Origin of the sequence: Sphingomonas hengshuiensis, from assembly GCF_000935025.1 — a bacterium.
In the GTDB taxonomy this organism is placed as follows: domain Bacteria; phylum Pseudomonadota; class Alphaproteobacteria; order Sphingomonadales; family Sphingomonadaceae; genus Sphingomonas; species Sphingomonas hengshuiensis.
The window spans coordinates 368,639-392,203 of sequence record NZ_CP010836.1 but is presented as its reverse complement, the minus strand read 5'-3'; the positions used below and the strand labels follow the sequence as shown (position 1 = coordinate 392,203).

At 64.8% G+C, this 23,565-nt stretch carries 21 protein-coding genes, 1 tRNA gene and 2 pseudogenes; 11 read left to right on the top strand and 13 right to left on the bottom strand.

What is annotated here, in order from left to right:
* Positions 1 to 59: 59 nt before the first annotated feature.
* Positions 60 to 941: an alpha/beta hydrolase gene (locus tag TS85_RS01795; RefSeq protein ID WP_227698629.1), complete on the bottom strand. Its 882-nt coding sequence runs from the start codon at positions 939 to 941 to the stop codon at positions 60 to 62.
* A gap of 109 nt (positions 942 to 1,050) precedes the next feature.
* On the opposite strand from TS85_RS01795, the gene TS85_RS01790 reads away from it, so the two are divergent.
* Positions 1,051 to 1,749 (top strand): extensin family protein, encoded by a 699-nt coding sequence (locus TS85_RS01790; protein WP_044330076.1) that lies wholly within the window; start codon positions 1,051 to 1,053, stop codon positions 1,747 to 1,749.
* Positions 1,750 to 2,156: 407 nt separating this feature from the next.
* On the top strand, positions 2,157 to 3,032 hold the full coding sequence (locus TS85_RS01785) for an LOG family protein (protein ID WP_044330075.1): 876 nt from the start codon (positions 2,157 to 2,159) through the stop codon (positions 3,030 to 3,032).
* A 218-nt stretch (positions 3,033 to 3,250) separates the two neighbouring features.
* Here TS85_RS01785 and TS85_RS01780 read toward each other — a convergent pair.
* Positions 3,251 to 3,535 (bottom strand): annotated as a pseudogene (locus TS85_RS01780) (Sir2 family NAD-dependent protein deacetylase); the annotation flags it as partial.
* 74 nt (positions 3,536 to 3,609) lie between these two features.
* Between TS85_RS01780 and TS85_RS01775 the strand changes: the two are divergent.
* A complete protein-coding gene (locus TS85_RS01775; protein WP_044329648.1) occupies positions 3,610 to 4,635 on the top strand; it encodes an IS110 family RNA-guided transposase in 1,026 nt (341 codons plus the stop codon).
* 247 nt (positions 4,636 to 4,882) lie between these two features.
* Here TS85_RS01775 and TS85_RS01770 read toward each other — a convergent pair.
* Positions 4,883 to 5,305 (bottom strand): annotated as a pseudogene (locus tag TS85_RS01770) (Sir2 family NAD-dependent protein deacetylase); the annotation flags it as partial.
* Positions 5,306 to 5,404: 99 nt separating this feature from the next.
* Between TS85_RS01770 and dapB the strand changes: the two are divergent.
* The 5 genes from dapB (at position 5,405) to TS85_RS01745 (ending at position 8,560) form a co-directional block, all read left to right on the top strand.
* Positions 5,405 to 6,133 (top strand): 4-hydroxy-tetrahydrodipicolinate reductase, encoded by a 729-nt coding sequence (gene dapB / locus TS85_RS01765; RefSeq protein WP_044330074.1) that lies wholly within the window; start codon positions 5,405 to 5,407, stop codon positions 6,131 to 6,133.
* A complete protein-coding gene (nth, locus tag TS85_RS01760; RefSeq protein WP_044330073.1) occupies positions 6,130 to 6,798 on the top strand; it encodes an endonuclease III in 669 nt (222 codons plus the stop codon). The genes dapB and nth overlap by 4 nt, the downstream gene beginning before the upstream one ends.
* 14 nt (positions 6,799 to 6,812) lie before the next feature.
* The gene (locus tag TS85_RS01755) at positions 6,813 to 7,190 is read left to right on the top strand and encodes a hypothetical protein (RefSeq protein WP_044330072.1); all 378 of its coding nucleotides are present in this window, start codon (positions 6,813 to 6,815) and stop codon (positions 7,188 to 7,190) included.
* A 90-nt stretch (positions 7,191 to 7,280) separates the two neighbouring features.
* A tRNA-Arg gene (locus TS85_RS01750) sits at positions 7,281 to 7,357 on the top strand.
* Between the two features lie 453 nt (positions 7,358 to 7,810).
* A complete protein-coding gene (locus tag TS85_RS01745; protein WP_044330071.1) occupies positions 7,811 to 8,560 on the top strand; it encodes a LuxR family transcriptional regulator in 750 nt (249 codons plus the stop codon).
* A gap of 247 nt (positions 8,561 to 8,807) precedes the next feature.
* Here TS85_RS01745 and trbF read toward each other — a convergent pair whose 3' ends face one another.
* The 8 genes from trbF to TS85_RS01705 all read right to left on the bottom strand — a co-directional run bounded on the left by trbF (position 8,808) and on the right by TS85_RS01705 (position 16,619).
* Positions 8,808 to 9,491 (bottom strand): conjugal transfer protein TrbF, encoded by a 684-nt coding sequence (gene trbF / locus TS85_RS01740; protein WP_044330070.1) that lies wholly within the window; start codon positions 9,489 to 9,491, stop codon positions 8,808 to 8,810.
* 4 nt (positions 9,492 to 9,495) lie between these two features.
* Positions 9,496 to 10,947 carry a P-type conjugative transfer protein TrbL gene (gene trbL / locus TS85_RS01735; protein ID WP_044330069.1) on the bottom strand — a complete coding sequence of 484 codons (1,452 nt, stop codon included), beginning with the start codon at positions 10,945 to 10,947 and terminating at the stop codon, positions 9,496 to 9,498.
* Position 10,948: 1 nt separating this feature from the next.
* Complete coding sequence (gene trbK-alt / locus TS85_RS01730; RefSeq protein ID WP_044330067.1) at positions 10,949 to 11,296, bottom strand: putative entry exclusion protein TrbK-alt; 348 nt, start codon at positions 11,294 to 11,296, stop codon at positions 10,949 to 10,951.
* Positions 11,297 to 11,306: 10 nt separating this feature from the next.
* A complete protein-coding gene (trbJ, locus tag TS85_RS01725) occupies positions 11,307 to 12,056 on the bottom strand; it encodes a P-type conjugative transfer protein TrbJ (RefSeq protein WP_155006551.1) in 750 nt (249 codons plus the stop codon).
* A gap of 5 nt (positions 12,057 to 12,061) precedes the next feature.
* Positions 12,062 to 14,488, bottom strand: a complete 2,427-nt coding sequence (trbE, locus tag TS85_RS01720) for a conjugal transfer protein TrbE (RefSeq protein WP_044330062.1) — start codon at positions 14,486 to 14,488, stop codon at positions 12,062 to 12,064.
* 139 nt (positions 14,489 to 14,627) lie between these two features.
* Positions 14,628 to 14,828 carry a hypothetical protein gene (locus TS85_RS01715; RefSeq protein ID WP_052507683.1) on the bottom strand — a complete coding sequence of 67 codons (201 nt, stop codon included), beginning with the start codon at positions 14,826 to 14,828 and terminating at the stop codon, positions 14,628 to 14,630.
* Positions 14,829 to 15,318: 490 nt separating this feature from the next.
* A complete protein-coding gene (locus tag TS85_RS01710; protein ID WP_155006550.1) occupies positions 15,319 to 15,918 on the bottom strand; it encodes a glutathione S-transferase in 600 nt (199 codons plus the stop codon).
* A gap of 311 nt (positions 15,919 to 16,229) precedes the next feature.
* A complete protein-coding gene (locus TS85_RS01705) occupies positions 16,230 to 16,619 on the bottom strand; it encodes a hypothetical protein (RefSeq protein ID WP_155006272.1) in 390 nt (129 codons plus the stop codon).
* A 213-nt stretch (positions 16,620 to 16,832) separates the two neighbouring features.
* Between TS85_RS01705 and TS85_RS01700 the strand changes: the two genes are divergently transcribed.
* From TS85_RS01700 to TS85_RS01690, 3 genes are all read left to right on the top strand, one after another.
* Positions 16,833 to 18,533, top strand: a complete 1,701-nt coding sequence (locus tag TS85_RS01700; RefSeq protein WP_052507682.1) for a carboxylesterase/lipase family protein — start codon at positions 16,833 to 16,835, stop codon at positions 18,531 to 18,533.
* A 141-nt stretch (positions 18,534 to 18,674) separates the two neighbouring features.
* Positions 18,675 to 21,605 carry a TonB-dependent receptor plug domain-containing protein gene (locus TS85_RS01695; RefSeq protein ID WP_044330054.1) on the top strand — a complete coding sequence of 977 codons (2,931 nt, stop codon included), beginning with the start codon at positions 18,675 to 18,677 and terminating at the stop codon, positions 21,603 to 21,605.
* Positions 21,606 to 22,013: 408 nt separating this feature from the next.
* On the top strand, positions 22,014 to 22,229 hold the full coding sequence (locus TS85_RS01690) for an SOS response-associated peptidase family protein (protein WP_052507681.1): 216 nt from the start codon (positions 22,014 to 22,016) through the stop codon (positions 22,227 to 22,229).
* 155 nt (positions 22,230 to 22,384) lie between these two features.
* Here the strand turns inward: TS85_RS01690 and TS85_RS25920 are convergent, their stop codons facing one another.
* Entirely contained in the window at positions 22,385 to 22,801 is a 417-nt protein-coding gene (locus TS85_RS25920; RefSeq protein ID WP_193790683.1) for a hypothetical protein, read from the bottom strand.
* Between the two features lie 54 nt (positions 22,802 to 22,855).
* Positions 22,856 to 23,524: a DsbA family oxidoreductase gene (locus tag TS85_RS01680; protein WP_044330053.1), complete on the bottom strand. Its 669-nt coding sequence runs from the start codon at positions 23,522 to 23,524 to the stop codon at positions 22,856 to 22,858.
* Between the last annotated feature and the right edge of the window lie 41 nt (positions 23,525 to 23,565).

Below are 23,565 nucleotides of genomic sequence, written 5' to 3'. Positions count from 1 at the left end.
CCCGTCGACGGCCCTAGCGGCGTGCAGCGCGAAGTCAACCGGGGAAAATCCGCGCGCCGCTATCGCTTCTCGGGCGGCCAGCGCGTCAGCAGGCCCCGGTCGGTCATCCAGTCGGTGATCCGCGGCGGCCAGTTGCGCAGCGCGAGCATCGGCGTCGTCTCGCCCATGTTGAAGGCGTGCCCGCCCGCTGCATACATATGCAGCTCCGACGACGCGCCCGCCGCGCGATAGGCGGCGAGCAGGTCGAGGATCGGCGCCGAGCAGCAGGCGTCGTCGTTGGTCGCCACCATCAGCAGCGGCGGCGATGCGGCAGTCACCTGCTCCTCGGCATGGAGCGGCCCGGGAAAGACGAGGATGCCGAAATCGGGCCGCGCCGACAGCCGATCGACGGCATCCCCCGCACCCGGCGCCGCCACCGGCGCGCTGAGCAACGTCACCCGCGCCAGCTCGCCGCCCGCCGAAAACCCCATCACCCCGACGCGCCGGGGATCGAGCGCGAATTCCGCCGCCCGCGCACGGATCGTCCGCACCGCGCGCTCGGCATCCTGCCGGGCGTTCTCGAAGCGATAAGGCGAGTCCTTGCCGCGAAACAGCCGATAGCGCAGCACGAACGCCGCCACCCCGCGCTCGTTGAACCAGCGCGCGACATCGTCGCCTTCGCTCTTGATCACCAGGAATTCATGCGCGCCGCCGGGCATGATCAGCACCGATGCCCCGGTCTCACGCCCTGCCCGCGCGGGGTAATAGGTGATGCTGGGGTCGTTGACCGGCTTCAGCCAATAGGATTGCGCCTCTTCGGGGATCGCCCTGCGCCCCTCGAACCCCGGTGCGCCATTGGCCCATAGCGCGATCCGCACCGGCGCGGCGGGCGGGTCCTGTGCCCATGCCGGGCTGCAAAGCGCCAGCAAGGCCGCGGCAACGAGCGCGAGCAGTCGGATCATGGCATCTCTCCTGCGACGCACCGCGTAAAGCACTGCGTTCACCGCATTGGTAACGGTACCACACCGGCTGTCAAACCGCTGTTAACACGCGGTGTGTCATGAGAGGGCGATGCGTTTTGCCCGTCCCCCCGCTTTCCCTGTCGCCGCCCTGCTCGCGACCACGCTGCTCGGCGGATGCCTGTTCGGCGGGCGCGATGCCCCGCGCCAGTCGACTCCGATCCATGAGCGCAGGTCGGGGCCGGTAACGCTCAACGGCCCCACGCCGCGCGACACGCAGCAATGCTTTACCGACCTGTCGCGTGCGCAGGTGCGCTACAGCCCGCTGCCCGATCGCGATTTCGGCAGCGGCTGCATCGTCACCGGCGCAGTGCAGCTGCTCGACATCGGCGTGCCGGTGACGGGCCTAAAATCGATGCGCTGCCCGCTCGCGCGCACCTTCACCGGATGGGTGCGATACGGCGTGGCCCCCGCCGCGCGCGAGATATTGGGCAGCGATCTGGTGCGGGTCGAGAGTTTCGGCACCTATTCGTGCCGCGGGATCATCGGCAATGGCGCCGCGTCGGCGCGCAAGATGTCCGAACATGGGCTGGGCAACGCCGTCGATATTTCCGCCTTCGTGCTGCGCGACGGGCGCCGCATCACCATATTGGGCGGGTGGCGTTCGCCCGACCCCGAGGTCCGCGAGTTCCTGAGCGTCGTCCACCAATCGGCGTGCAAGCGCTTTCGCACCGTGCTGAGCCCCAATTACAACGCCGCGCACCAGAACCACCTCCATCTCGACATGGGGCGCGGCCCGTTCTGCGCGTGAGGGGACGTCGGAGCAGACGACTTTCGTTGAACGCCTCCCCCTCCGGGCAGGGCTATCGCATTTGGCAAGACACATCGTCTCCTGACGATGTGTGTTTGCGCGCTGCAATATGCGATTGGCCTGCCCTTCGGGGGAGGTTATCGCATATGGACCCGGGGGCGCTTTTCCCACTTCCCGTCATGCTGAACTTGTTTCAGCATCCAACCCTCCGCCCGCATTTCCGTCGCTTGTTGCGCGATGGATGCTGAAACAAGTTCAGCATGACGGCGGTAATAGGGGGGCATACGCATCCATATGCGATTGGCCTGCACTTCGGGGGAGGTTTTAGCGTCTCCTCTGCATGGCAATCCGCGTGAGGGGCCGGCCCTGAGTTGCGGCGCGCGGCACTTGGGCTTAAGCCGGATCGAATGAGTGAACCCACCCGCGTCCCCAGCCGCGTCTTCCGCCCCGCCCAGCAGGAGGCCGAAAGCGCCAACACCGCCAGCGGCACGCCGCAGACCGAGCATCCCGCCTATCGCCTCGCCTTCCAGGACATGGATTTCCTGTTGCGCGAGGATCTGCGCCCGGTGCGCTTCCAACTCGAGCTGCTCAAGCCGCAGCTGATCCTCGACGCGGCAAACATCGCCTCGACCTTCGTCGTCTATGGCTCGGCGCGCATCCCCGAGCCGAGCAAGGCGCAGGCGCTGCTCGAACTGGCCGACACGCCGCAGCAGAAGAAGATCGCCGAGCGGCTGATCGAGAAGTCCAAATATTACGACGTCGCGCGCGAACTGGCGCAAATGGTGAGCAACTTCCCGCTCGACGAGGCGGGCAAGCGGCACTTCGTCGTGTGCTCGGGCGGTGGCCCCTCGATCATGGAGGCGGCGAATCGCGGCGCGCAGGACGTGGGGGCCGAATCGGTCGGGCTCAACATCGTACTGCCGCACGAACAGGCGCCCAATCCCTATGTGACGCCGGGCCTGAGCATGCAGTTCCACTATTTCGCGCTGCGCAAGATGCACTTCCTGCTCCATGCGCGCGCGGTGGCGGTGTTCCCCGGCGGGTTCGGGACGTTCGACGAGAGCTTCGAACTGCTGACGCTGATCCAGACCGGCAAGATCGATCCGATCCCGGTGCTGTTCTATGGCCGCGACTTCTGGAACCGCGTCGTCAATTTCGAGGCGCTGTGCGAGGAAGGCGTGATCGGCCCGCGCGACCTGGGGCTGTTCCACTTCGTCGAGACCGCCGAAGAAGGCTGGGCGATCGTGCAGGACTTCTGGCGGGAGAAGGAAGCGCGGGGGTAAAAGCATATAGGGCAAGCGTCTGTCGATACTTGCACTTTACTCTACACCGTCATGCTGAACTTGTTTCAGTGTTCGCGCTTTGGCCTGCCCCCGGCAGGCCAAGCCTGTGTTCGGGGAACACAGGCTCGCGCGAACACACCGCGCAACATGCACTATATTCCCTTGTGGCACCTTGGACCCTGAAACAAGTTCAGCGTGACGGGGATATTGGTGAGGTATCACCCCAGCATCTCGTCCACCCACGCTGGCACCAGTACCCCCGCCGGCCCCATCCGGCTCTCGCCGAACCACGCACTCCCCTGCGACGGATCGAGATTGATCTCCAGCGTTGCCGCGCCGTGATGCCGCGCCGTCTGGACGAAGCCCGCCGCGGGATAGACCGCGCCCGAGGTGCCGATCGACACGAACAGATCGGCCTGCGCCAGCGCCGCCTCGATCCGCTCCATCTGGTACGGCATCTCGCCAAAGAACACGATGTCGGGGCGCAGCGCCAGCATCCCGCAATTGATGCCGTGGACGGCTCTCCATCACCGCGGAGTCGATCTAATCTGCTCCGGTCGAATGGAGGAGAAGTGCCATGGCGAACGTACATGTGATCGGATTGGACATCGCGAAGTCGGTCTTCCAGCTGCATGGGCTGGATGAAGCCGGCACAACCATTCTGCAGAAGCGGCTGACGCGGGCGCGGTTGCTGCCGTTCTTCGAAAAGCTGCCGCCCTGTCTGGTCGGGATCGAGGCCTGCGCGACGTCACATTATTGGGCTCGCGAGATCGCCAAATTTGGCCATGAGGTGCGGCTGATGCCTGCCCAATATGTGAAGCCCTATGTGAAGCGCCAGAAGAACGACATGGCCGATGCCGAGGCGATCGCAGAGGCAGTGACTCGCCCCACCATGCGTTTCGTTGCGCCGAAAGCGCCCGAGGAGCAAAGCGCGATGATGCTGCACAAGGTGCGCCTGATGCTCAACCGTCAGCTGGTGATGCTCACCAATGCCATTCGTGCGCACATGGCGGAGTTCGGGATCGTCGCACCGGTTGGGCGCCGTGGCGTCGACCGGCTGCTCGAGGTCATCGACGATGCGGCCGATGCGCGTCTCCCTGCAGCAGCGCGTCAGTGTCTGCAGATGCTCGTTGCCCAATGGAAGCTGGTGAAGCAGCAGATCCTCGAGAATGATCGCCAGGTCCTCGGCCTGGCCCGTTCGACGGAGCTTGGTCGTCGTCTCATGGAAGTACCCGGCATCGGGCCGCTGGTGGCGTCAGCACTGATAGCATGCGTGCCCGACCCGTCGGTCTTCCGGTGCGGCCGCAACATGGCAGCGTGGATGGGCTTGGTGCCACGGCAAAACTCATCCGGCGGCAAGGAGCGGCTGGGGTCCATCACCAAGGCCGGCAATCGCTATCTGCGGCAGATGCTGTTCGCAGGCGCCATGGCCGTGATCCGACGCGCAATGCAGAGCACGCGCCGGACCTGGCTCGTCCGCCTGATCGAGCGCCGCAAGCCAAAGGTTGCTGCTATCGCACTGGCGAACAAGAACGCCCGGATTGCATGGGCCATGATGATGCACGGAGAACGCTATCGCGAGCCGATGGCCGTCGCCGCATGAGACTGCGCGGCTGAAGGCTGCGCTGCGAGGTTGGAAAGGGCAAAGGAGCTATTGCACGAAAGCCGGTCGACACCGCCGGATCAGACCACCCTACTACGCCCCCGCACCCCGAGTGCGAGCAATTGATCAGGGATCCGGTCCGCGGAAGGCATTATGGCCAGCGGCAACGACAGCCGCATCAAAGGCCGGACACATGGCCGCACCGACCACCAAGTGCATCCGCTCGCAAACCCTTGCCAACGGAGAGCCGTCCACACATGGGGCATTCGCTCTCGGGCGGCAGCGCGTCGGCCCAGGGCTCGCGCACCCCGCACGCCGCGCAGAGCGCCGACTTCAACTCGCCATGCATGTGGAGCAGCCGCGTCGACCCCGCGCGTTCGTGGAGATCATCGACATTCTGCGTCACCAGCAGCAGCTCGCCCGGCCATTCGGCATCGAGCCGCGCGAGCGCATGGTGCGCAGGGTTGGGCTGCACCTCGCCCAGCTTCGCGCGGCGCGCGTCGTAAAAGGCGTGGACCAGCGCGGGGTCGTGCGCCAGCGCCTCGGGCGTGCAGACATCCTCGACTCGGTGCCCCTCCCAAAGCCCGCCGGGGCCGCGAAAGGTGGCGACGCCGGACTCGGCGGAGACGCCCGCGCCGGTAAGGATGACGATGTTGTGAATGTCGGTCATGCCCTCTCCTTATCCCCCGCCGCGCGTCCTTTCGCAAACGCCCGGAACGGTGAAATAGCCCCTGTTCCTTCGCGCCCTGCCCGTGCAAGAGACGCGCCCATGACGAGCATCGGAATCTTCGGCAGCATGGGCCGCATGGGCATGGCCATCGCGGAACTCGCACCCGGCCTTGGCGCGCAACTCGCGGGCGGAGCGGATGTCGGCGACGATCCCGCCGACCTCGCGCGCAAGTCCGACGTGCTGGTCGATTTCTCCGCGCCCGCGGCGCTGGAGGCGCATCTGGCCGCGGCGCGCGCGTTCAAGACGCCGATCGTGATCGGCACCACCGGGCTGCAGGCGCGGCACCACGCGCTGATCGATGCGGCGGCGCGCGACGTCGCGGTGCTCCAGACGGGCAATACCTCGATGGGCGTCGGGCTGCTCGCGCGGCTGGTGCGCGATGCGGCGGCGCGGCTGGGGCCCGACTGGGACATCGAGATCGTCGAGATGCACCACCGCAACAAGGTAGATGCCCCCTCGGGCACCGCACAGATGCTGGGCGAGGCGGCGGCCGAGGGAATCGGCACGACGCTGGCCGAGGCGGCGGTGACCGATCGCGCGGGGCTGACCGGTGCGCGCGCATCGGGGACGATCGGGCTGGCGTCGCTGCGCGGCGGATCGGTGGTCGGCGATCACACCGTCGTCTTCGCGACCGCGGGCGAGCGGATCGAGCTGACCCACCGCGCCGACGACCGCGCGATCTTCGCCCGCGGCGCGGTGCAGGCGGCGCTGTGGCTCGCGGGGCAGCAGCCGGGGCGCTATGCGATGGACCAGGTGCTCGGCATTTGAACAAGGCGCAGGTCGTCGACTTCTTCTCCCGGCTGGCGGCGGAAAACCCGCACCCGGAGACCGAGCTGGAATCGGTCAACGACTATACGCTGCTCGTCGCGGTGGTGCTGTCCGCGCAGGCGACCGACGCGGGGGTGAACAAGGCGACGCGGCGGCTGTTTGCCGACGTCGACACGCCCGAAAAGATGGTCGCGCTGGGCGAGGAGGGCCTCAAGCAGCACATCAAGACGATCGGGCTGTTCAACACCAAGGCGAAGAACGTCATCGCGCTGTCCGAGGCGCTGGTGCGCGACCATGGCGGGCAGGTGCCGGCGGATCGCGACGCGCTGGAGGCGCTGCCGGGGGTCGGGCGCAAGACGGCGAATGTGGTGATGAACGTCGCGTTCGGCGCGGAGACCTTCGCGGTCGACACGCATCTGTTCCGGCTGGGCAACCGCACGGGGCTTGCGCGCGGCAAGACGCCGCTGGCGGTCGAGCTGAAGCTGGAAAAGGCGGTGCCCCAGCCCTTTCGCCTGCACGCTCATCACTGGTTAATCCTGCACGGGCGATATGTGTGCAAGGCTCGCACGCCGGAGTGCTGGCGATGCGTCGTCGCCGATCTCTGTGCGTTCAAGCCAAAGACCCCCGCGCCGCGCGACCGCAAGGCCCCGTCCGGCGCCGCGTGATAGAGGACCGAACCATGCGCCTGCTGCTCGCCGCTTCCGCCCTGCTCCTCGCCGCCGCCCCCGGCACTGCCGGCCAGCGCCGCGACACCGTTCCCGAAGCAACCCCGGCGGGCAAGCCGGTGAGCTGCCTGCGGCTGACCGACGTCCGCGAATCGATCGTCCGCGACGGCCAGACGATCGATTTCGTCACCCGCGGCGGCAAAGTGTATCGCAATACGCTGGACGGCGGCAAATGCCCCGGCCTCGATTTCGAGCGGCGCTTCCTGCACAAGACCTCGACCGGCGACCTGTGTTCGGTCGATATCATCACCGTGCTCAACGCCCCCGGCATCCAGCCCGGCGCCTCGTGCGGGCTGGGCCCTTTCCAGCCGGTGACGCTCGCGAAGAAATGAGCGGGGCACGAGTTCGGGCGGCGAAACCGTCGGAACCTGCGCAAACGCACTGGCGCAGCCCGCCCGGCTTTGCTAGGCGCGCTTTTCCAGGCACCCGTAGCTCAGCTGGATAGAGCGCTGCCCTCCGAAGGCAGAGGCCACTGGTTCGAATCCAGTCGGGTGCACCATCTTTTCAATGACTTAGCACCGGAATCGCGTCCGCCACTTTTCCATTCTCACCAAATTCTCACAGATTGCGAGACTGGCCCCTAAGACGCGCACCCCAGCTATTGTTCCTCCGCCGGTTTGAATCGCGCGTCTTGGATCCGAGTCGGCGCATGTCGTAGGGCTGGTGACGCTAAGGTCGCCGCGCAAACACCGTTCGCGTCAGATCCCCTGGGGAGAGATCGACTGCGGAGCCTCATTCCGAATGATTATTTCAAAATTGACTTCGTTTTGCCCATAACGAGGCCTAGTCGAATTGCCTGCCAATTTTGACAACCCGATGTTTTTGCTAGAATATTAGGATAGCAAATTCGCTCTGGCGGCTACCTTGAGAAGTTGTCCAGCCACGGGCCCTAGTAAGGCGTTCTATGGAATATGCGGGTTGAGGTCCGCAGTCCGAGGCGGCCAGGGTGCGTATGCCACGTTTGGCGATTGCGGAGTTGTTCGTTCAGAATGCGAAGGTCGCGACGACGGCCGATGCCCTGCGGGCTTCCCTCCTGCAAAGTTGCGAAGCAATGGGAGTGCGATATTTCGCCCTCACACATCACATCAATTTCGGGCGCGACGGTGTTCCGGCCATACGGCTGCACAACTACCCCTCGAGATGGGAAGAATGGTTTGACCAGAACGAACTAGGCCGATCTGATCCAATCCATCGTGCTTGCCACAAAGCCAGCTTCGGATTTCCATGGGCCGCTGTGCCTGGCATGATTAAGCTGACACCCGACGACCGTTGCGTGCTCGATCGGGCCTATTTGGTCGGCATCGGCGAGGGCTTCACGATCCCGGCAAGCGTTCCAGGTGAGATCCTGGGCTCTTGCTCATTCGCGGTCGATGCAGGCAAACCCTTCCCGGAGGAATTTCACGGTGTTTGCCAGTTGGTCGGCGGGTTCGCGTTCGAAGCAGCTCGCCGCCTTTCCGGTGTTCGAGATATGTCCATCGACCACGCCGCCATTCTCACCGATCGTCAGCGCGATTGCGTGCTCTGGGCGGCGCGCGGAAAGACCGATTGGGAAATCGCTGTCATCCTCGGCGTCAGCCACGAGACCGTCATTCAGCATTTGAAGCATGCGCGCGAACGCTATGGTGTCCAAAAGCGTGCCATGCTCGCGGTTCGCGCCCTGTTCGACGGTTTGATCAGCTTTTCCGACATTTTGAAACACTGACGCTATCCCCATTTCTGGGAATACCGCGCGCTAGCCCCGAAGCGGATGCTGGCCCCCTCATCAATCCGAGAGGGTACGCTCCATGGTTCTTCTCATCGATTCCGAAAGCGGCGGCATCAGCGACGTTGCATTCCGCTCAATGCTCGCGGCCCGCAGCGGTACAGTCTGCGCGTGGGATGCGCTGCACGCAGCAAGCGGCAAGGCAGCGAGCGTCGCCAGGGCCGGCAGGATTGCCATAGGGTGGGGGTCATTGCGTGAGCTCCTTTGACCAGTTGAGGGCGCTGACGAATACGCCGAGGGGATTCTTGCGGAGCGCCTCGGGGGTACGCGGAGTCTGGATCACGATCGTCGCGATCGCCGACCAGCGCTCGGTCGCGGCGAGGCTGCCGTCCTGGTAACGCCGTTCGATCCACGAGATGCGGAAGCTGCTATCGGAGGCGCGGATCACGCTGGAGATATCGACCGCGACCTGGAATTTGCCGACCTGCGCGAAGGGGTCGTTGCTGCGGGCATAGTCGTTGAGTGCGAGGGCACCCTTGGCGGTCGTGAAGTCATAGGCCCGCAGCCAGTTTTGGCGCAGCACGACCGGGTCGGCCGGAATGCCCCGGAAATTCTCGATGAAGCGCGCCAGGTGATACGCGATTTGCGGATCGCTCGGATGATAGTCCGCGTCGGCGGGCGCTACGGCCTGCGCTTCGCCCATCTTATCGACCTGGACGATCCAGGGGGTGATCGAGCCGCGCATCGCCATGCCGATCAGGCCGGCGATGGACAGTGCCAGCAGGGCGAGTGCGGCGAAGCAGGCGAGGCGCCAGTTGCGGGCCTGCACGCGGCCGGAGCCGATGCGGTCGTCCCAGGCCTGCCCGGCCCGCTGATAGGGCGTCTCGGGTTCTGGGGTAGCGCCGTAGCGCACGGTCGATCGTCGAAACATATATTCACTCCTTGTCGGTCACGCTGATGGAAGCGCCGGACCCGCTGCTGTCGCCGCCGCGCAATGTGTGGGTGGCAACACTGGCGCCGTGGACGATTGCTTGGTGTCGGCGCATCGACTTGGCCCAGGCGGGTGGTTCGCTACGGGGGGCATCGAGTGCAGGCGGCGCCGCGTCCGATGACGCCTCCGGGGCAGCGGGCGACGGCTCTCCCGCTTCGGCCTGGGGAAGCGGTGCCCCTCCGCTATCGCGCTCAACCGGGCCGGGGCGGGTCTGGGGCTTAGGAACGCCACCCGAGTCCCGCTCGACTGTTGCCGGAGCCGGTGCAGGACCGGTATTGCTGCCGCCGCTATCGCCGGAACCGCCGCCGGTTGCCGCAGAGCCACTGGAGGAACCGCCGGTTGTACGCCGGAGCGGCGACAGGGCGCTGCTGGCGGCGGTGCGCCCGACATTGCCAAGACCCGATGCGACACCGGACATGCCCGACTTACCTGCCGCTCCAGAACGATAAGCGCTGGTCGCGGTGCTGACGGTTCGTCCTGCACCCGCGAGCGCACCGCCGGTAGCACCGAGCGCGGTGCCCCCGGCAGCCGCGCCGGCTGCGATCGCGCCGCCCGCGGCGAGTGCGGTGGCGGCCGCCGCGCCTGCGCCGAGCTGCGGGCCTCCGGAGACGATGCCGCTGGCGATGCCGGGGCCGAATGTTCCCAGGCCAAGAAGGCATAGCGCGCCCAGCACGATCGCCATGGCGTCCTCGATCGTCGGCTGCGCGTTGCCGATCGCGTCGGTGAATTCTGAGAAGAGCGTCGAGCCGATGCCGACGATCACTGCGGGCACCAGAACCTTTATGCCCGAGGAGACGACGTTGCCGAGCACGCGTTCGGCCATGAACGTGGTCTTCCCGAACAGACCAAACGGGATCAGCACGAACCCGCACAGCACGGTCAGCTTGAACTCGATAAGCGTCACGAACAGCTGCACGGCCAGCACGAAGAAGGCGAGGAGGACGATCACCCAGGCGAACAGCAGGATGACGATCTGGATGAAGTTCTCGAAAATGCTGATGTAGCCCATCAGCCCGGTGATCGAGTCGAGGATGGGACGCCCTGCGTCGAGACCAACCTGGGCGACGCGGCCGGGCTGCAGAAGCTCCGCGGTCGTGAACCCCGTGCCGGAGGCTTTGAGGCCAAGGCCGGCAAAGCTCTCGAAGACTATCCGCGCGAGCATGTTCCAGTTGCCGATGATGTAGGCAAAGATGCCGACGAAGAGCGTTTTCTTGACCAGCCGGGCGATGATGTCGTCGCCTTCGCCGAAGCTCCAGAACAACGCCGCGAGCGTCACGTCGATGACGATCAGCGTGGTTGCGAGGAACGCCACTTCGCCCTGAAGCAGGCCGAATCCTGAATCGATATACGAGGTGAAGACCTCGAGAAACCGGTCGACGACGCCTGTGCCGCCCATGTCACTGCTCCTGCTGTGTATTGGCGATGGCCTCGTTCACGAGGATTGCCGGTTCGGAGGATTTGCCAGGCGCATCGTCCGCCGCCGGTTCGGCCCGCGATCGCCGCCCCAGGAACCGTCGGCGGTTCTCGGCCCAGGCTGCGAGGCCGCCCGGGTCCGAGCCCGCCGCCTGCCCGGCCAACTGGCAGCTCCTGAGCTTTGCCTGGAGCGGGTCTATGGGCAGGTCGGTCGAGAGCGGCGGAAGCGGTGATGCCAGCTTCGGCTCGTCGCGCAGGGCGAGCAGACCCATGGCGGACGCAACGCCGAGACACGCAAATGCACCGATGCGAGCCGGAAGCCCTACGTTCATTGCCCCGGCCTCAGCGGTGGAACATCTGCGCCGGGGTCGGCCGGTAGCCGGTCCCGGGCGCGAGGAACCGCCGCAGCTGCTCGCGTCCCTGGTCCTGCGCGGCTGCACGCTGCGAGGCTTCGAGCGCCTGGGCCCGGCCCTGGGCTGCCACCACTGCGGTCAGGTCTGCCAGCTGTCGGGCTTGCAGCGCGAGAAGCTGGTTTCCGGCCTGGGCCGCCTGCAGAGCGCCCGATGCCGACTGGCTGGAGCCGACGATGCGGCTCATCGCGTCGCGCGATCCCTCGATATTGCCGACAACGCCGGCCTGGACCTTGAGCGCATCCTCGAACCCGGCGACCGTGTCCTCCCAGCGGGCACGAGCATTGTCGACCAGCGCCTTGTCGGTCGCCGACATGGGCGCTCCGCGGTATCGGCTGGTGAAGGCCTCATCGATCGACTGGACCGAATAGGCGATCCGCTGGGCGTTTCCGAGCAACTGCTGGGTCTGCCGCACCTGCGACTGGAGCTCGGGCAGCGCGGAGGTCGGCAGCGACGCCAGATTCTTCGCGTCGTTGATCAGCGACTCCGCTTCGTTCTGAAGCGATTTGATCTGGTTGTTGATCTGCTCGAGCGTGCGGGCCGCGGTAAGCACGTTCTGCGAATAATTGGTCGGGTCGTAGACGATCCCGCCGAACTGGGCGTGGGCTGGCGCCGCGGTGCAGGCGATCAGCAGGGCGGAGCCGCATGAAAGCGCGTAGCGTTGAAGCGAAGAGGAACACATCATAGTTACTCCTGGGCAGAGAGGGGGAGGAGATCCGCGGCCCAATCGAGGCCGCGAGCGCGCAGCCACGCGGCGGCGAAACCGGCGCGGCCATGGGCTTCGAGAAGTTCGGCGATGCGGCGCTGGTCGGTGCGCGACGAGGCGGCCGTGAAGGCGAGCGCGACCTCACCCAGTCCGAGATCGAACAAGCGGTTGCCGCGACGCGACTGGCAATAATAGTCGCGCTTGGGGATCGCCCGGGCGAGGATCTCGATTTGCCGTTCGTTCAGCCCGAAGCGACGATAGATGGCGGCAATCTGTGGCTCGAACGCACGCTCGTTGGGGAGGAAGATGCGGGTCGGGCAGCTCTCGACGATCGCAGGCGCGATCGCCGAGGTCTCGATATCGGCGAGGCTCTGGGTCGCGAACACAACGCTCGCATTCTTCTTGCGCAGCGTCTTGAGCCACTCGCGCAACTGCGCAGCGAACGCCGGGCTGTCTAGGACGAGCCAGCCCTCGTCGATAATGATCATCGTCGGGGCGCCGTCGAGTTGCGCTTCGATCCGGTGGAAGAGGTAGGAGAGCACCGCTGGCGCCGCAGCGCTGCCGACCAGCCCCTCGGTTTCGAAGGCCTGGACGCGCGCTTCGCCAAGATGCTCGGACTCGGCGTCGAGAAGCTGACCATGCGGCCCCCCGACGCAATAGGGACCAAGCGCCTGCTTGAGCTGCTGCGATTGGAGCAGCACTGCGAGACCGGTCAGCGTCCGCTCCGACACCGGCGCGGATGCCAGCGAATTCAGCGCGGCCCAAAGATGCTCCTTGCCCTGCGGGTCGAGCACTACGCCTTCCGCGCCGAAGATCGCGGCGAGCCATTCGGTCGCCCAGCTGCGCTCCGCAAGGTCGTCGATCCTGGCCAAGGGCTGCAGCCGGACGGCGTGCGCGCTCTCGTCCTGCTGCGCGTGGCCGAGATCCTGCCAGTCGCCACCCATCGCCAATGCTGCGGCGCGGATCGACCCGCCGAAATCGAAAGCGAAGATTTGCGCATTCTCGTAGCGACGAAATTGCATCGCCATCAGCGCGAGCAGCACCGATTTGCCGGCGCCGGTCGGGCCAGCAATCAGGGTATGGCCGACATCGCCGACATGTAGCGAGAAGCGGAACGGCGTCGAGCCCTCGGTCTGCGCGAAGAAGAGCGGCGGCGCTTCGAAATGCTCATCGGCCACCGGCCCCGCCCAGACTGCAGAAAGCGGCACCATGTGCGCCAGGTTTAGGGTCGAGATAGGAGGCTGGCGGACATTGGCGTAGACATGACCGGGCAAGCTGCCGAGCCAGGCCTCGACCGCGTTCATGCCTTCGGCAATCACCGTGAAGTCGCGGCCCTGCACGACCTTCTCGACCAGTCGCAGCTTCTCGGCGGCAAGAGCGGGGTCGGCGTCCCAGACGCTGATTGTCGCGGTCACGTATGCCTGCCCGACCATGTCGCTGCCAAGCTCCTGCAGCGCGAGATCGGCATCCGCCGCCTTGTTCGAGGCATCGCTGTCGACCAGCACCGATGCCTCGTTGGTCATCACCTCCTTTAGGATCGCTGCGATCGACTTGCGCTTGGCGAACCATTGGCGGCGGATGCGGCCGAGCAGCTTGGTGGCGTCGGTCTTGTCGAGCGTGATCGCGCGCGTGACCCAGCGGTACGGGAAGGCCAGCCGGTTGAGATCGTCGAGCAGTCCCGGGAAGGTCGCGCTCGGAAAGCCGGTGACGGTGAGGGTCCGAAGGTGCTGGCTGCCCAGGCGCGGCTCGAGGCCGCCGACCAGCGGCTCATCGGCCAGGATCGCGTCCAGATACATCGGCGTCTCGGGGACGCGGACGCGCTGGCGCTTGGTGGAAATCGTCGAGTGGAGATAGGTGAGCATCTCGCCATCATCGAGCCAATGCGCCTCGGGCAGAAAGCCCTCGAGCAGCTGCAGCAGGCGATCGCTGCGATCGGCAAAATTGGCGAGCAGCTCGTCGGGATCGATACCCCTTCGCGACCGCCCCTCGTACAGCCAGCCTTCGGCGCGGGCGGCGTCCTCGGCAGGCGGCATCCATTGCAGCGTCAGATAATAGGCGCTTTCGAAATGCGCCCCTTCCTCGGCAAACTGCTCGCGGCGCTCGCGCTCGACCAGAGCCGAGGCCGGATCCGGGAACCCATTGTCGGGATAGTCCTGCGCCGGCACGCGCTGTGCTTCGACGAAGATGGCCCAACCGGAGCCGAGCCGGCGCAACGCGCTGTTAAGACGTCCGGCGGTCGCGACCAGCTCGGCGGGAGTCGCCGAATCCAGGTCGGGACCGCGGATCGCCGCCGTGCGCTGGAAAGAGCCGTCCTTGTTGAGCACGACGCCAGGCGCGACCAACGCTGCCCAGGGCAGGAAGTCGGCGAGCGTCGAACCGCGCGCGCGATATTCGCGGAGGGACATCATGGCCGCCTCACGCGCGCAGGAAGGCGGGGTAGCGCATGTGGCGCCGGCGGCTGGCCAGGTAATTGGCTCGCTCGAATGTCAGCTGTCTCGATTTCAGCGCCTACATCCGGACAGGCAACTCGCGGCCCCAAAATGCCCTCTACTGATTTTCTTCGCCGGGACCAAAAGGCTCAGGTCCGATGTCTTCAGATACCTCGTTCTTCAACCGCGGCCCGAACTCCATCCGACGGTTGAGCGCCTCGATAAAACGTTCCCAGCGTTCCTTGCCCATGGCCTGCGCCGCCGGGCGTGCAGTGTCGGGCAGTGGCGGATTGTTGACCAGCCAAAAGCGTACGAACAAGGCCAGCGTCTCGTTGCTGGCTGCGCGGAAGCTTCGACGATCTCATCGCCTTCCAGGAACGCTGTTTCCCCGATGATCTGATCGAGATGACGCGAACCGACGAACTTTGGGTGAAGCGCAAGATCGCGCAGTCGGACGCGATGGCCGCGTCGTAGTTGGACCTCGCGCCACGACCGTCTTCTCACGCACCCCGCGGAGCATAGCTCTCGACCAGCCTTGAGAGGCGCGGTGCGCCGCCGATCGTTCAGCGGCGCTGGCGGATGCCAGCAATCTCGGTAATCTCGAACCCGCGATCCGGCGCACACCTTCAGCGAGCCTCTACCAAATATCTGCCAGGGGACCGCTCAGCTGGGCTGCGTCTCCAGGGTGTCCGGTGTAAAAGGCGCACCGCGCCGTGCGCGGATTGGGTTGTCCGCACTGGCAGTGGGCGAATGTGTAGGCCGACCGCCAAGCACTGCTAGACGAGGCACGCGTCGCCGAGCCGTCGTGCTTAGGGAGACCAGGGCGGTACGCGGACCATGATCGTTTGGAACAGGTCAGACGCCAGATGCCACGCCAGCCACGTTTTCAGATGGGGCAGAGGCTGGGCGCCGAACCACTCTCGATCCGTGGCTGCAAACTGCCTGATGAAAGGCATTATGGCGGCGTCCGCGAACCCGCGATCTGGGCCGCAAAGTTGGCCTGTGGCAGCCAGCCGGGCATCGATCTCGCGTAGAAAATCCAGCCCGCGCTGCCGGTGAACGAGTGGATCGCAGTCATGGCGATCCGGGTATTTGTATCGGTCGAGATTCCGCTTGAACGCACCGTCGTTGATCGCAATCAGCGCCCTGTCATCCCGGGCGAGCCAGTTTTCGGGGTCGCTGACCTCAAGAACGCGACGCATGATGTCGAGGCTTTCGTCAATGACGGCGCCACTGGCCAACTGAAGTACCGGAACCGTTCCCTTTGGCGAGGCCAACAACATCGCGGCGGGTTTGTCGGCCAGCCTGACTTCGCGAAGCTCGTAGCGCGTGCCGCTGATAGCAAGCGCCAAACGCGCCCGCATCGCGTACGGGCAACGCCGAAAGCTATAGAGGATGGGGCTGACCATGACAGACATGCGCGCCTAATCTTCTTGGTGCCAGATATCCAGACACTCCTTCATCGGAGCCGGTGACCATACAGCACGGCTGGTCTGTGGATCGAGGGGCTCCCGAGCTCGAAGACCGATGGCTTTCCTGCATATTGCCCGATGTGGTTGGCTAGCCGCTTCGACAGTTTCTCCAGCACCGGAGCGCCGCTGCGATCGCAGCGCGAAGCGCGTCCGCTGTCTGCCAGTCATGGGCGGATACCGGACAGCTGCTCGCCGCATGGCCATGGTCATGCGCGAGCAGGTCGCGTGCCGCCGCCCCTCGACCGCGCTCAGGGCATTAAGCCAGCGCTCGCTCTCTGCCGGCCGCGGCGTTGCAGCGCCGTCAGCGCCGCCAGCCGATCGGTAAACGGCGCATCGGAAGAGGGCATATCCGCAGGCGTCGGTTTGAGCAGGATCTCGGCTTGCGCGGCCTCGCCGATCGCCGACGCAGCCGTCGTAGCTGGCGACACATTGCGGTCGAGTTCTTTGTCGATTGCATCGGCCTCTGCCGAGCGTTGTTGGGTTAGCTGAACCTGGGCGCGCAGCCGCGACGAAAGCTCGGTCGCATATTTCTCGAACTGCCGTTCGGCATCGAGCAAATGGCGAATTCCCAACAGGTCGGCAAAGACCTGGGTACGCCGCTCGATCGTTTCATCATCCGCATCTACCAGCGCCGCCAATGCCTCCGCGCTCAAAAACCGGGTGCCCTTCAGCCAGCGCTGGCAAAGGCTAGACTAAAACTCGAATTAGTCCAGTAGACCGGCGGCGCGACGCTCTCGCCCCAGCGAAATCTCAGAACGCCATTGCAAGAACCGAATACCAGTATAAACTGCAATCGATTGCGCACAAAATGGGCGAATCGACCGGGCGACCGGCTAAACAGGGAGAGGAAGATGAAACGTCATTCTTTGGCGGCGAACCGTCGCGCGATGCTTAAAGGGGCTGCTTTTGCAGTCAGCGGAATAGCGATCCCGATATTGTCCGGCGAGGCCTCGGCAAGCACCGCCTCCGGGCAGCGTCGCAACGATAAGCACGACGCAGTGACTGCCGGGGCCGGTGTCGCTCAAGCCGACACGCGTTTCGGCAAGGTGGCGGGCTATATTCGCGATGAGATCTTCGCGTTCAAGGGCCTGCCCTATGGCGACACCACCGGCGGCGCCAATCGCTTCATGCCGCCGCGCCCGGCCAAGCCTTGGGCCGGGGTGCGGAGTTCGCGTAGCTACGGCCCGGTCGCGCCGCAGGACAAGGGCACCGGTCGGCTCAACGACGAGGAGGCATTCCTCTTCCAGTGGAACGACAGCTATGAGGGCGAGGACTGCCTGCGCGTAAATGTCTGGACTCCCGGAATTGCCGATGGCGCCAAGCGCCCGGTGATGGTCTGGCTCCATGGCGGCGGGTTCGCGGCGGGGTCGGGCAACGATCTGCCGGCGTTTGACGGCCATAACCTGGCCAAGCGCGGCGATGTCGTGGTGGTGACGCTCAATCACCGGCTCAATCTGCTCGGCTTCCTCGATCTCTCCGCGCATGGCGATGCCTATGCCCATTCGGGCAATGTCGGGATGCTCGACATCGTCGCCGCGCTCGAATGGGTCCGCGACAATATCGCCAATTTCGGCGGCGATCCCAATTGCGTGACGATCTTCGGCCAGTCGGGCGGCGGCGCCAAGGTCAGCACGCTGATGGGGATGCCATCGGCCAAGGGCCTGTTTCACCGCGCCATCGTCCAAAGCGGCTCATTCCGCCTCTCTAACACCCAGGAGCGCTCACGAAAGCTCGGCGATCTGATACTCAAGGAGCTTGGCGTCTCAGGCAACGATCTCACCCGGTTGCAGACGATCCCCTATGCCGAGCTGCGCCGCGCCAGCGAAACGGTGCTGGCCCGCGAGAACAAGCCGATGGGCCCGGTGATCGACATGCGGCGGATGGCGAGCAACCTCGGCTTCGGGCCGGTGCTCGACGGCGACGTGCTGCCTGCATCGCCGTTCGGGCCCGATGCCCCGGAGATGACCGCGGACGTGCCGATGCTCATCGGCACCACGCTCAACGAGTTCGCCAGCGGCATCAACCATCCCGAATATGAAGCGATGACGATGGCCGAGCTGGGCGAGCGGCTGAAGGGAATGTTCGGCGATCGTGCCGAGACCGTGCTCGCTACGTTCCGCAAGCGCACCCCGGATATCAGCCCGTTCGACCTGTGGTCGCGGATCGCCAGCGCGCGGGTGCGGATGGGGGCGGTCGAACAGGCCACGTCCAAGGCGGCGCTAAACCGGGCTCCTGCCTATCTCTACTGGTTCACCTGGCAGACCCGCGTGCTCGACGGGCGTCCGCGCGCGTTCCACTGCGCCGAGATCCCGTTCGTGTTCGCCAATGCCGAGATCTGCGAACACATGACCGGCGGCGGCCCGCGTGCCGCGGCGCTCGAAGCCAAGGTGGCGGGTGCCTGGATCGCGTTCGCCCGCACCGGCAATCCCAACCATCGCGGCATCCCTGAATGGCGGCCTTATGCGCCCGCCACCCAGCCGACCATGCTCCTCGACGACACCTGCCGCCTCGCCAATCATATCGACAGCGAGGAACTTGCCAGCCTGGGATGAGCGTCCGTGCCCGGTCCGGTATGCGTCAATTCGCGCAATCGATTGTGGATGAATCGTCTTCCGGACCGGCCACTCCCAATAACTCATCAAGTAGAATGCAGTCTATCGAACAGAAAAAACAATAAACAACAAAAGGAGAGGATGATGATACGGTTTGACACGACCGCCGGGGCTATCGCCATCGCTACCGGTCTGATGGCGTCGAGCGCATTCGCGCAGACGGCGCCCACGCGTCCCAGTGATCCGCAGGTCGCGGCACAGCAACCAGACCCGGAGACCTCCGACGACGAAGCGATCGTCGTTACCGGCACCAACATTGCCGGCACCGCGCCGGTCGGAACTCAGGCCGTCACCTTGAAGCGCGATACGATCCTCAACACCGGCAACACCAGCCTGGCGGACGTGCTTCGCGATCTTCCGCAGGTCACCAATCTCGGCATCTACCGGGAAGGCGCGACCCAGGGAGGCTACAACGCGACACAGGCCAACGGCATCAATCTGCGCGGGCTCGGCATTGGCGGAACGCTGACCCTGGTCGACGGCCATCGCCTGCCCAGCACCGGAACGGTTTCGACGATCACCGAGGCTAACCAGATTCCGATCGCGATGATCGAGCGAGTCGAAGTGATCCTTGACGGTAGTTCCGCAGTCTATGGTTCGGATGCCGTAGGCGGAGTGGTCAATTACGTCACGCGCAAGAACCTCCGGGGCGTCGAGGCCGCTGGCCGCTTGACCCTGGTCGATGGCTATAAGGAATATGGCGGCTCGGTCACCGCCGGCCAGACCTGGAATGATCTTGGCGGGCTGGGCGCGGGCAACATCATCGTCAGCTATGATTACACCTGGCGCGACCCGATGTTCGCAAGTTCGCGCGCGCGGCTGTCGCAGAACCTGACGCAATTCGGCGGCATCGACAATCGCATCACCGGCGGCGCGCGCAATGGCGGCGTCGGGCTGCAGAGCGGCAGTTTCGCGACCCCCGGCGCTCCCGGCAACATCATCGTTCCGTCAGGGGGCACCTATATCTATTACGGCATTCCCCAGGGCAATGGCACCGGCCTGACCTTCGCCAATCTCTCGACGACCCCCAATTTGCTCGATACGGCAGATTACACGACGTACATGGGCAGCATGCGGCGGCACCAGGCCGTCGTCCTGATCAACCAGGAACTGAGCCCGTCGATCGAGTTCTATTTCGAGGGGCTCTACACCAATCGCCACACCCGTAGTGAGCAGTTCCAGAGCAACGGGCCCGACGTCTGCGTCGCCGCGACCAGCCCATATTACATCGCCGGAATCCCCGGCACCGCCGGCCAGACCTGCAGCACCGGGCCGAGCCCGACCGACACCAGAGTGCCCGGTATTACCATGCAATATAACTTTCAGAACGCCATCGGGAGCTGGGGAACCGACAACCCGGATGAGAATTACACGCTGATTTCCGGGATCAGGGCCAAGCTTCCCGGCGGCTGGCGGGCAGAGGCGTCATTCACCTATGGCGCTGACAACACCTGCGGGATCTGCCGCTATGACAATAACAGCAGCTTCGGTGCCTTTCAGCACCAGGTCAATCTCGGCAACATCAACCCGTTCAGCACCGCCCCTCTGACGGCCGCCCAACGGGAGAGCTTTGTCGGCACGGTCCTTCAGTTCAGCCATAACCGGTTCAAGGATGTGGTCGTCAAGATGAACGGCTCGCTGTTCGATTTGCCCGGCGGCGCGGTCAAGGCGGCGTTCGGCGGTGAATATACCCACACCTCGTACGATCTCGAGAGCGGCGGCAATATCTCTCCGGGGGAGCAGGGCGATTATGCCACACCGTCGCGCGACAATGAGTTCGTCTGGAGCAACTTTGCCAGCGGCAGGCGCAGCGTCGTGGCAGCCTTTGCCGAGCTTTACGTGCCGCTCATCAGCGAGCAGAACGCGATGCCGCTGATCCGGTCGCTGGTGTTCAATGGGGCGGTCCGTTACGATCATTATTCCGACTTCGGCTCGACCACCAATCCGAAGCTGGGGATGACCTGGGAGATATTCGACGGGTTCACGGCGCGTGGTTCCTGGGGCACGTCGTTCCGCGCCCCGGCGCTGACCGACAACGATCCCTATGTCGGCTCGTTCAAGTTCCTCACGTCGTTCCCGACCAACGTCACCGGCGTCAATTGCTTCTCGCCGGCGCCGGGGCTGTGCCTGTCCAACACGCTGATTCTGTTCGGCGCGCAGCCAGGCCTCAAGCCCGAAAAATCGAAAAGCTGGTCGCTCGGGTTCGATTTCGCGCCGCGCTTTCTGCCCGGCCTGAAAGTGTCCACCACCTATTACAATATTCGCTACAGCAACCGGCTCCAGGCGCCACCATGGCAGGAAGCGTTCGGCAGCAACGCCAGCTTCGCTTTGTACTCGCAATACGCAAAGGCGATCAACAATACCGGCTGCGTCCAGGGCAATCCGAGCACCTATGATCCGGCCCTGCTGCCTTATCTTTCGGCGGTCGGCCTGTACACCTTGTACATGCCCGTCGCCGGCCGCGAGTGCCAGGTTCAGGCGGTTGCGGACGGTCGCACGACCAATATCGGCACCACCAACCAGGAAGGTCTGGATTTCGCCACCAATTATGGCTTCGATTCGTCGATCGGCACTTGGAATGTCGGGGGCAGCCTGACGATCGTGCTCAAGGAGAACGCGCAATATGTTGCCGGAGCGCCGGTGGTCGATCGCCTCGACACGCTTGGCTATCCGGTGTCGGTGCGTGGGCGCGGTTCGATCGGCTGGACCGACGGGTCGCTGGGCGCGAACCTGTATGTGAACCATGTGGGGCCGTATAAGAACACGACGCCGCTGAACAACACGGTATCGACTCATGTCGCGCCTTGGACGACGGTCGACGCCGGGATTAGCTACAGCTTCGGCGAGAATTCGTGGGCCGGTCTGAAGGGGACGCGGATTTCGCTCAACGCGCAGAACCTGTTCAACCGCGATCCGCCGCTGGTGCTCACCAACGGCTATGCGAGCTACGATCCCCAGCAGGCGAACATCCTGGGACGTATCGTGACGATCCAACTCGCGAAGAGCTTCTGATCCGAATGCAGCGACCGGGCCCTACCCCGGTCGCTACATTTCACGGGGTGCTATCGGCACTGCAGGACGTGGGCGGTCCAGACCACATCCCCGTTTCGTTGCCCAGGTTTCGAGCACCTTGGCAATCGATTGTATTGGCCGTTGCGATCGGCAACGGCGAGACAACATTGGATGCGTCTTTCGCGCGAGAAGCGCGAACCGCCGACTGACGGAAGCCCTTGGCCGCGCCGCACAGCGCACCCCTTGAACTTTACCGGGCGCGGACACGCGCCAATGGGTCCCGGGCTGTTGTCGCATCCGGCGCAAGTGCCAGCGCGAGCCATGCCGCTCCGGGCCAGCGCGATCCTGTTCGTCTTCACCCCACTTTCCTACTAAAGTCCTGAATGGGGCCCGGTCTATTCAGGCGTTATGACCGAATGCAACGAAGCCATCCGCCCGGTTCATGATCGTATGCCGGTGTTGCTTCATGCCGACGAGTACGATCGCTTGCTGCGCGGAAGCTTCGACGATCTCATTGCCTTCCAGGAACGCTGTTTGCCCGATGATCTGATCGAGATGACGCGAACCGACGAACTCTGGGTGAAGCGCAAGATCGCGCAGTCGGACGTGATGGCCGCGTCGTAGTTGGACCTCGCGCCACGACCGTCTTCTCACGGTAGCTTCTCTGCGTGATTGAGGATCGAGAAATCTGGGCGTGCGCCCACCAGCTCCTCAAGCAACATGGCCACATGCTTGGTCTGCCGACCGGCGGGTCGTGGGCCGGTAGAAGTCACGCAGCTTTAGAGACTCAATCCCGTGCCGTCAGGGCGTGCGCCGGGCCAAGGAAGTGCCTCCAAAGCGGAGAGGGGCTCGGCCCGGCCGCTGCTGCGATGCCCAAGGCACACAGAGCGGAGGGACAGAATGCGGTTCACCCCATCGCGGATATGGCGGAATCTCGTCCGCGATGCCTCGACCTGCTCGAGCAGGAAGCGTTCGTCCTCGGGATAATCTCGCGCGAACGCGATATCCAAGCCGGCAAAGCCGCGGATTGCATCGAGCGGCTCCTGCCAGCTCAGCGTCGTCACCTCGCTGCGCCCGTCGCCCAGCTCGCGGAGCAGCATCTGGAACCCGCGATTTCCCGGTGTCGCCGCGTAGTCGGCGGTGCCGGTAGCGTTGATACAGGCAACATAGCCGGCGTCGTCGGCAGTGCGGATCACCCGGTCTATTGGCGCACGATGAGCGTCGTATCAGTCATCGGAACTCTGCTCTTTTCAGGCCATGTCGGCGCGATCGGCGCCCTCGGCTGCGATATTGCGCAGTGCCTCCTCGAACGCCTCGGGCGGCTGACCTCCCGAAATCAGATATCGGTCGTTGACCACCACCGCCGGGACCGCACTGATCCCACGCGATTGCCACAGCCGCTCGGCGTCGCGAACCTCGTCGCCGTACCGGCCCGAGGACAGGACCTCGCCGGCCGCATCCGGATCGAGCCCGGCTTTGGCCACCGTCGCGATCAGCACGTCGCGGTCCGACGGATCGCGGCCGTCGGTGAAATAGGCTTCGAACAGCGCGGTCTTCAGCGCCTTTTGCTGGTCCGTGGCCTTCGCCCAATGGAGCAGGCGATGCGCGTCGAAGGTGTTGTATATGCGGCTCTGGTCGGACATCGCGAAGGTGAAGCCGAGCCCCGCCCCGCGATCGCGAATCATCGCGCGGCTGGCGGCCGATTGCTCCGGCGTCGATCCGTACTTCCGCCCGATATGCTCTACGATGTTCTCGCCTTCCGGGACCATGTCGGGATTGAGCTCGAACGGCTGGAAGACGATGTCCGCCTCGACCGCGTCGCCGGCACTTGCCAGCGCGGTTTCGAGCCCGCGCAGCCCAATGACGCACCAGGGACAGGACACGTCCGAGACGAAATCGATCTTCAACCGGGTCTTCATCCTATCCTCCGCGATCTGCCCTCGCCCATATGGCGTGCGAC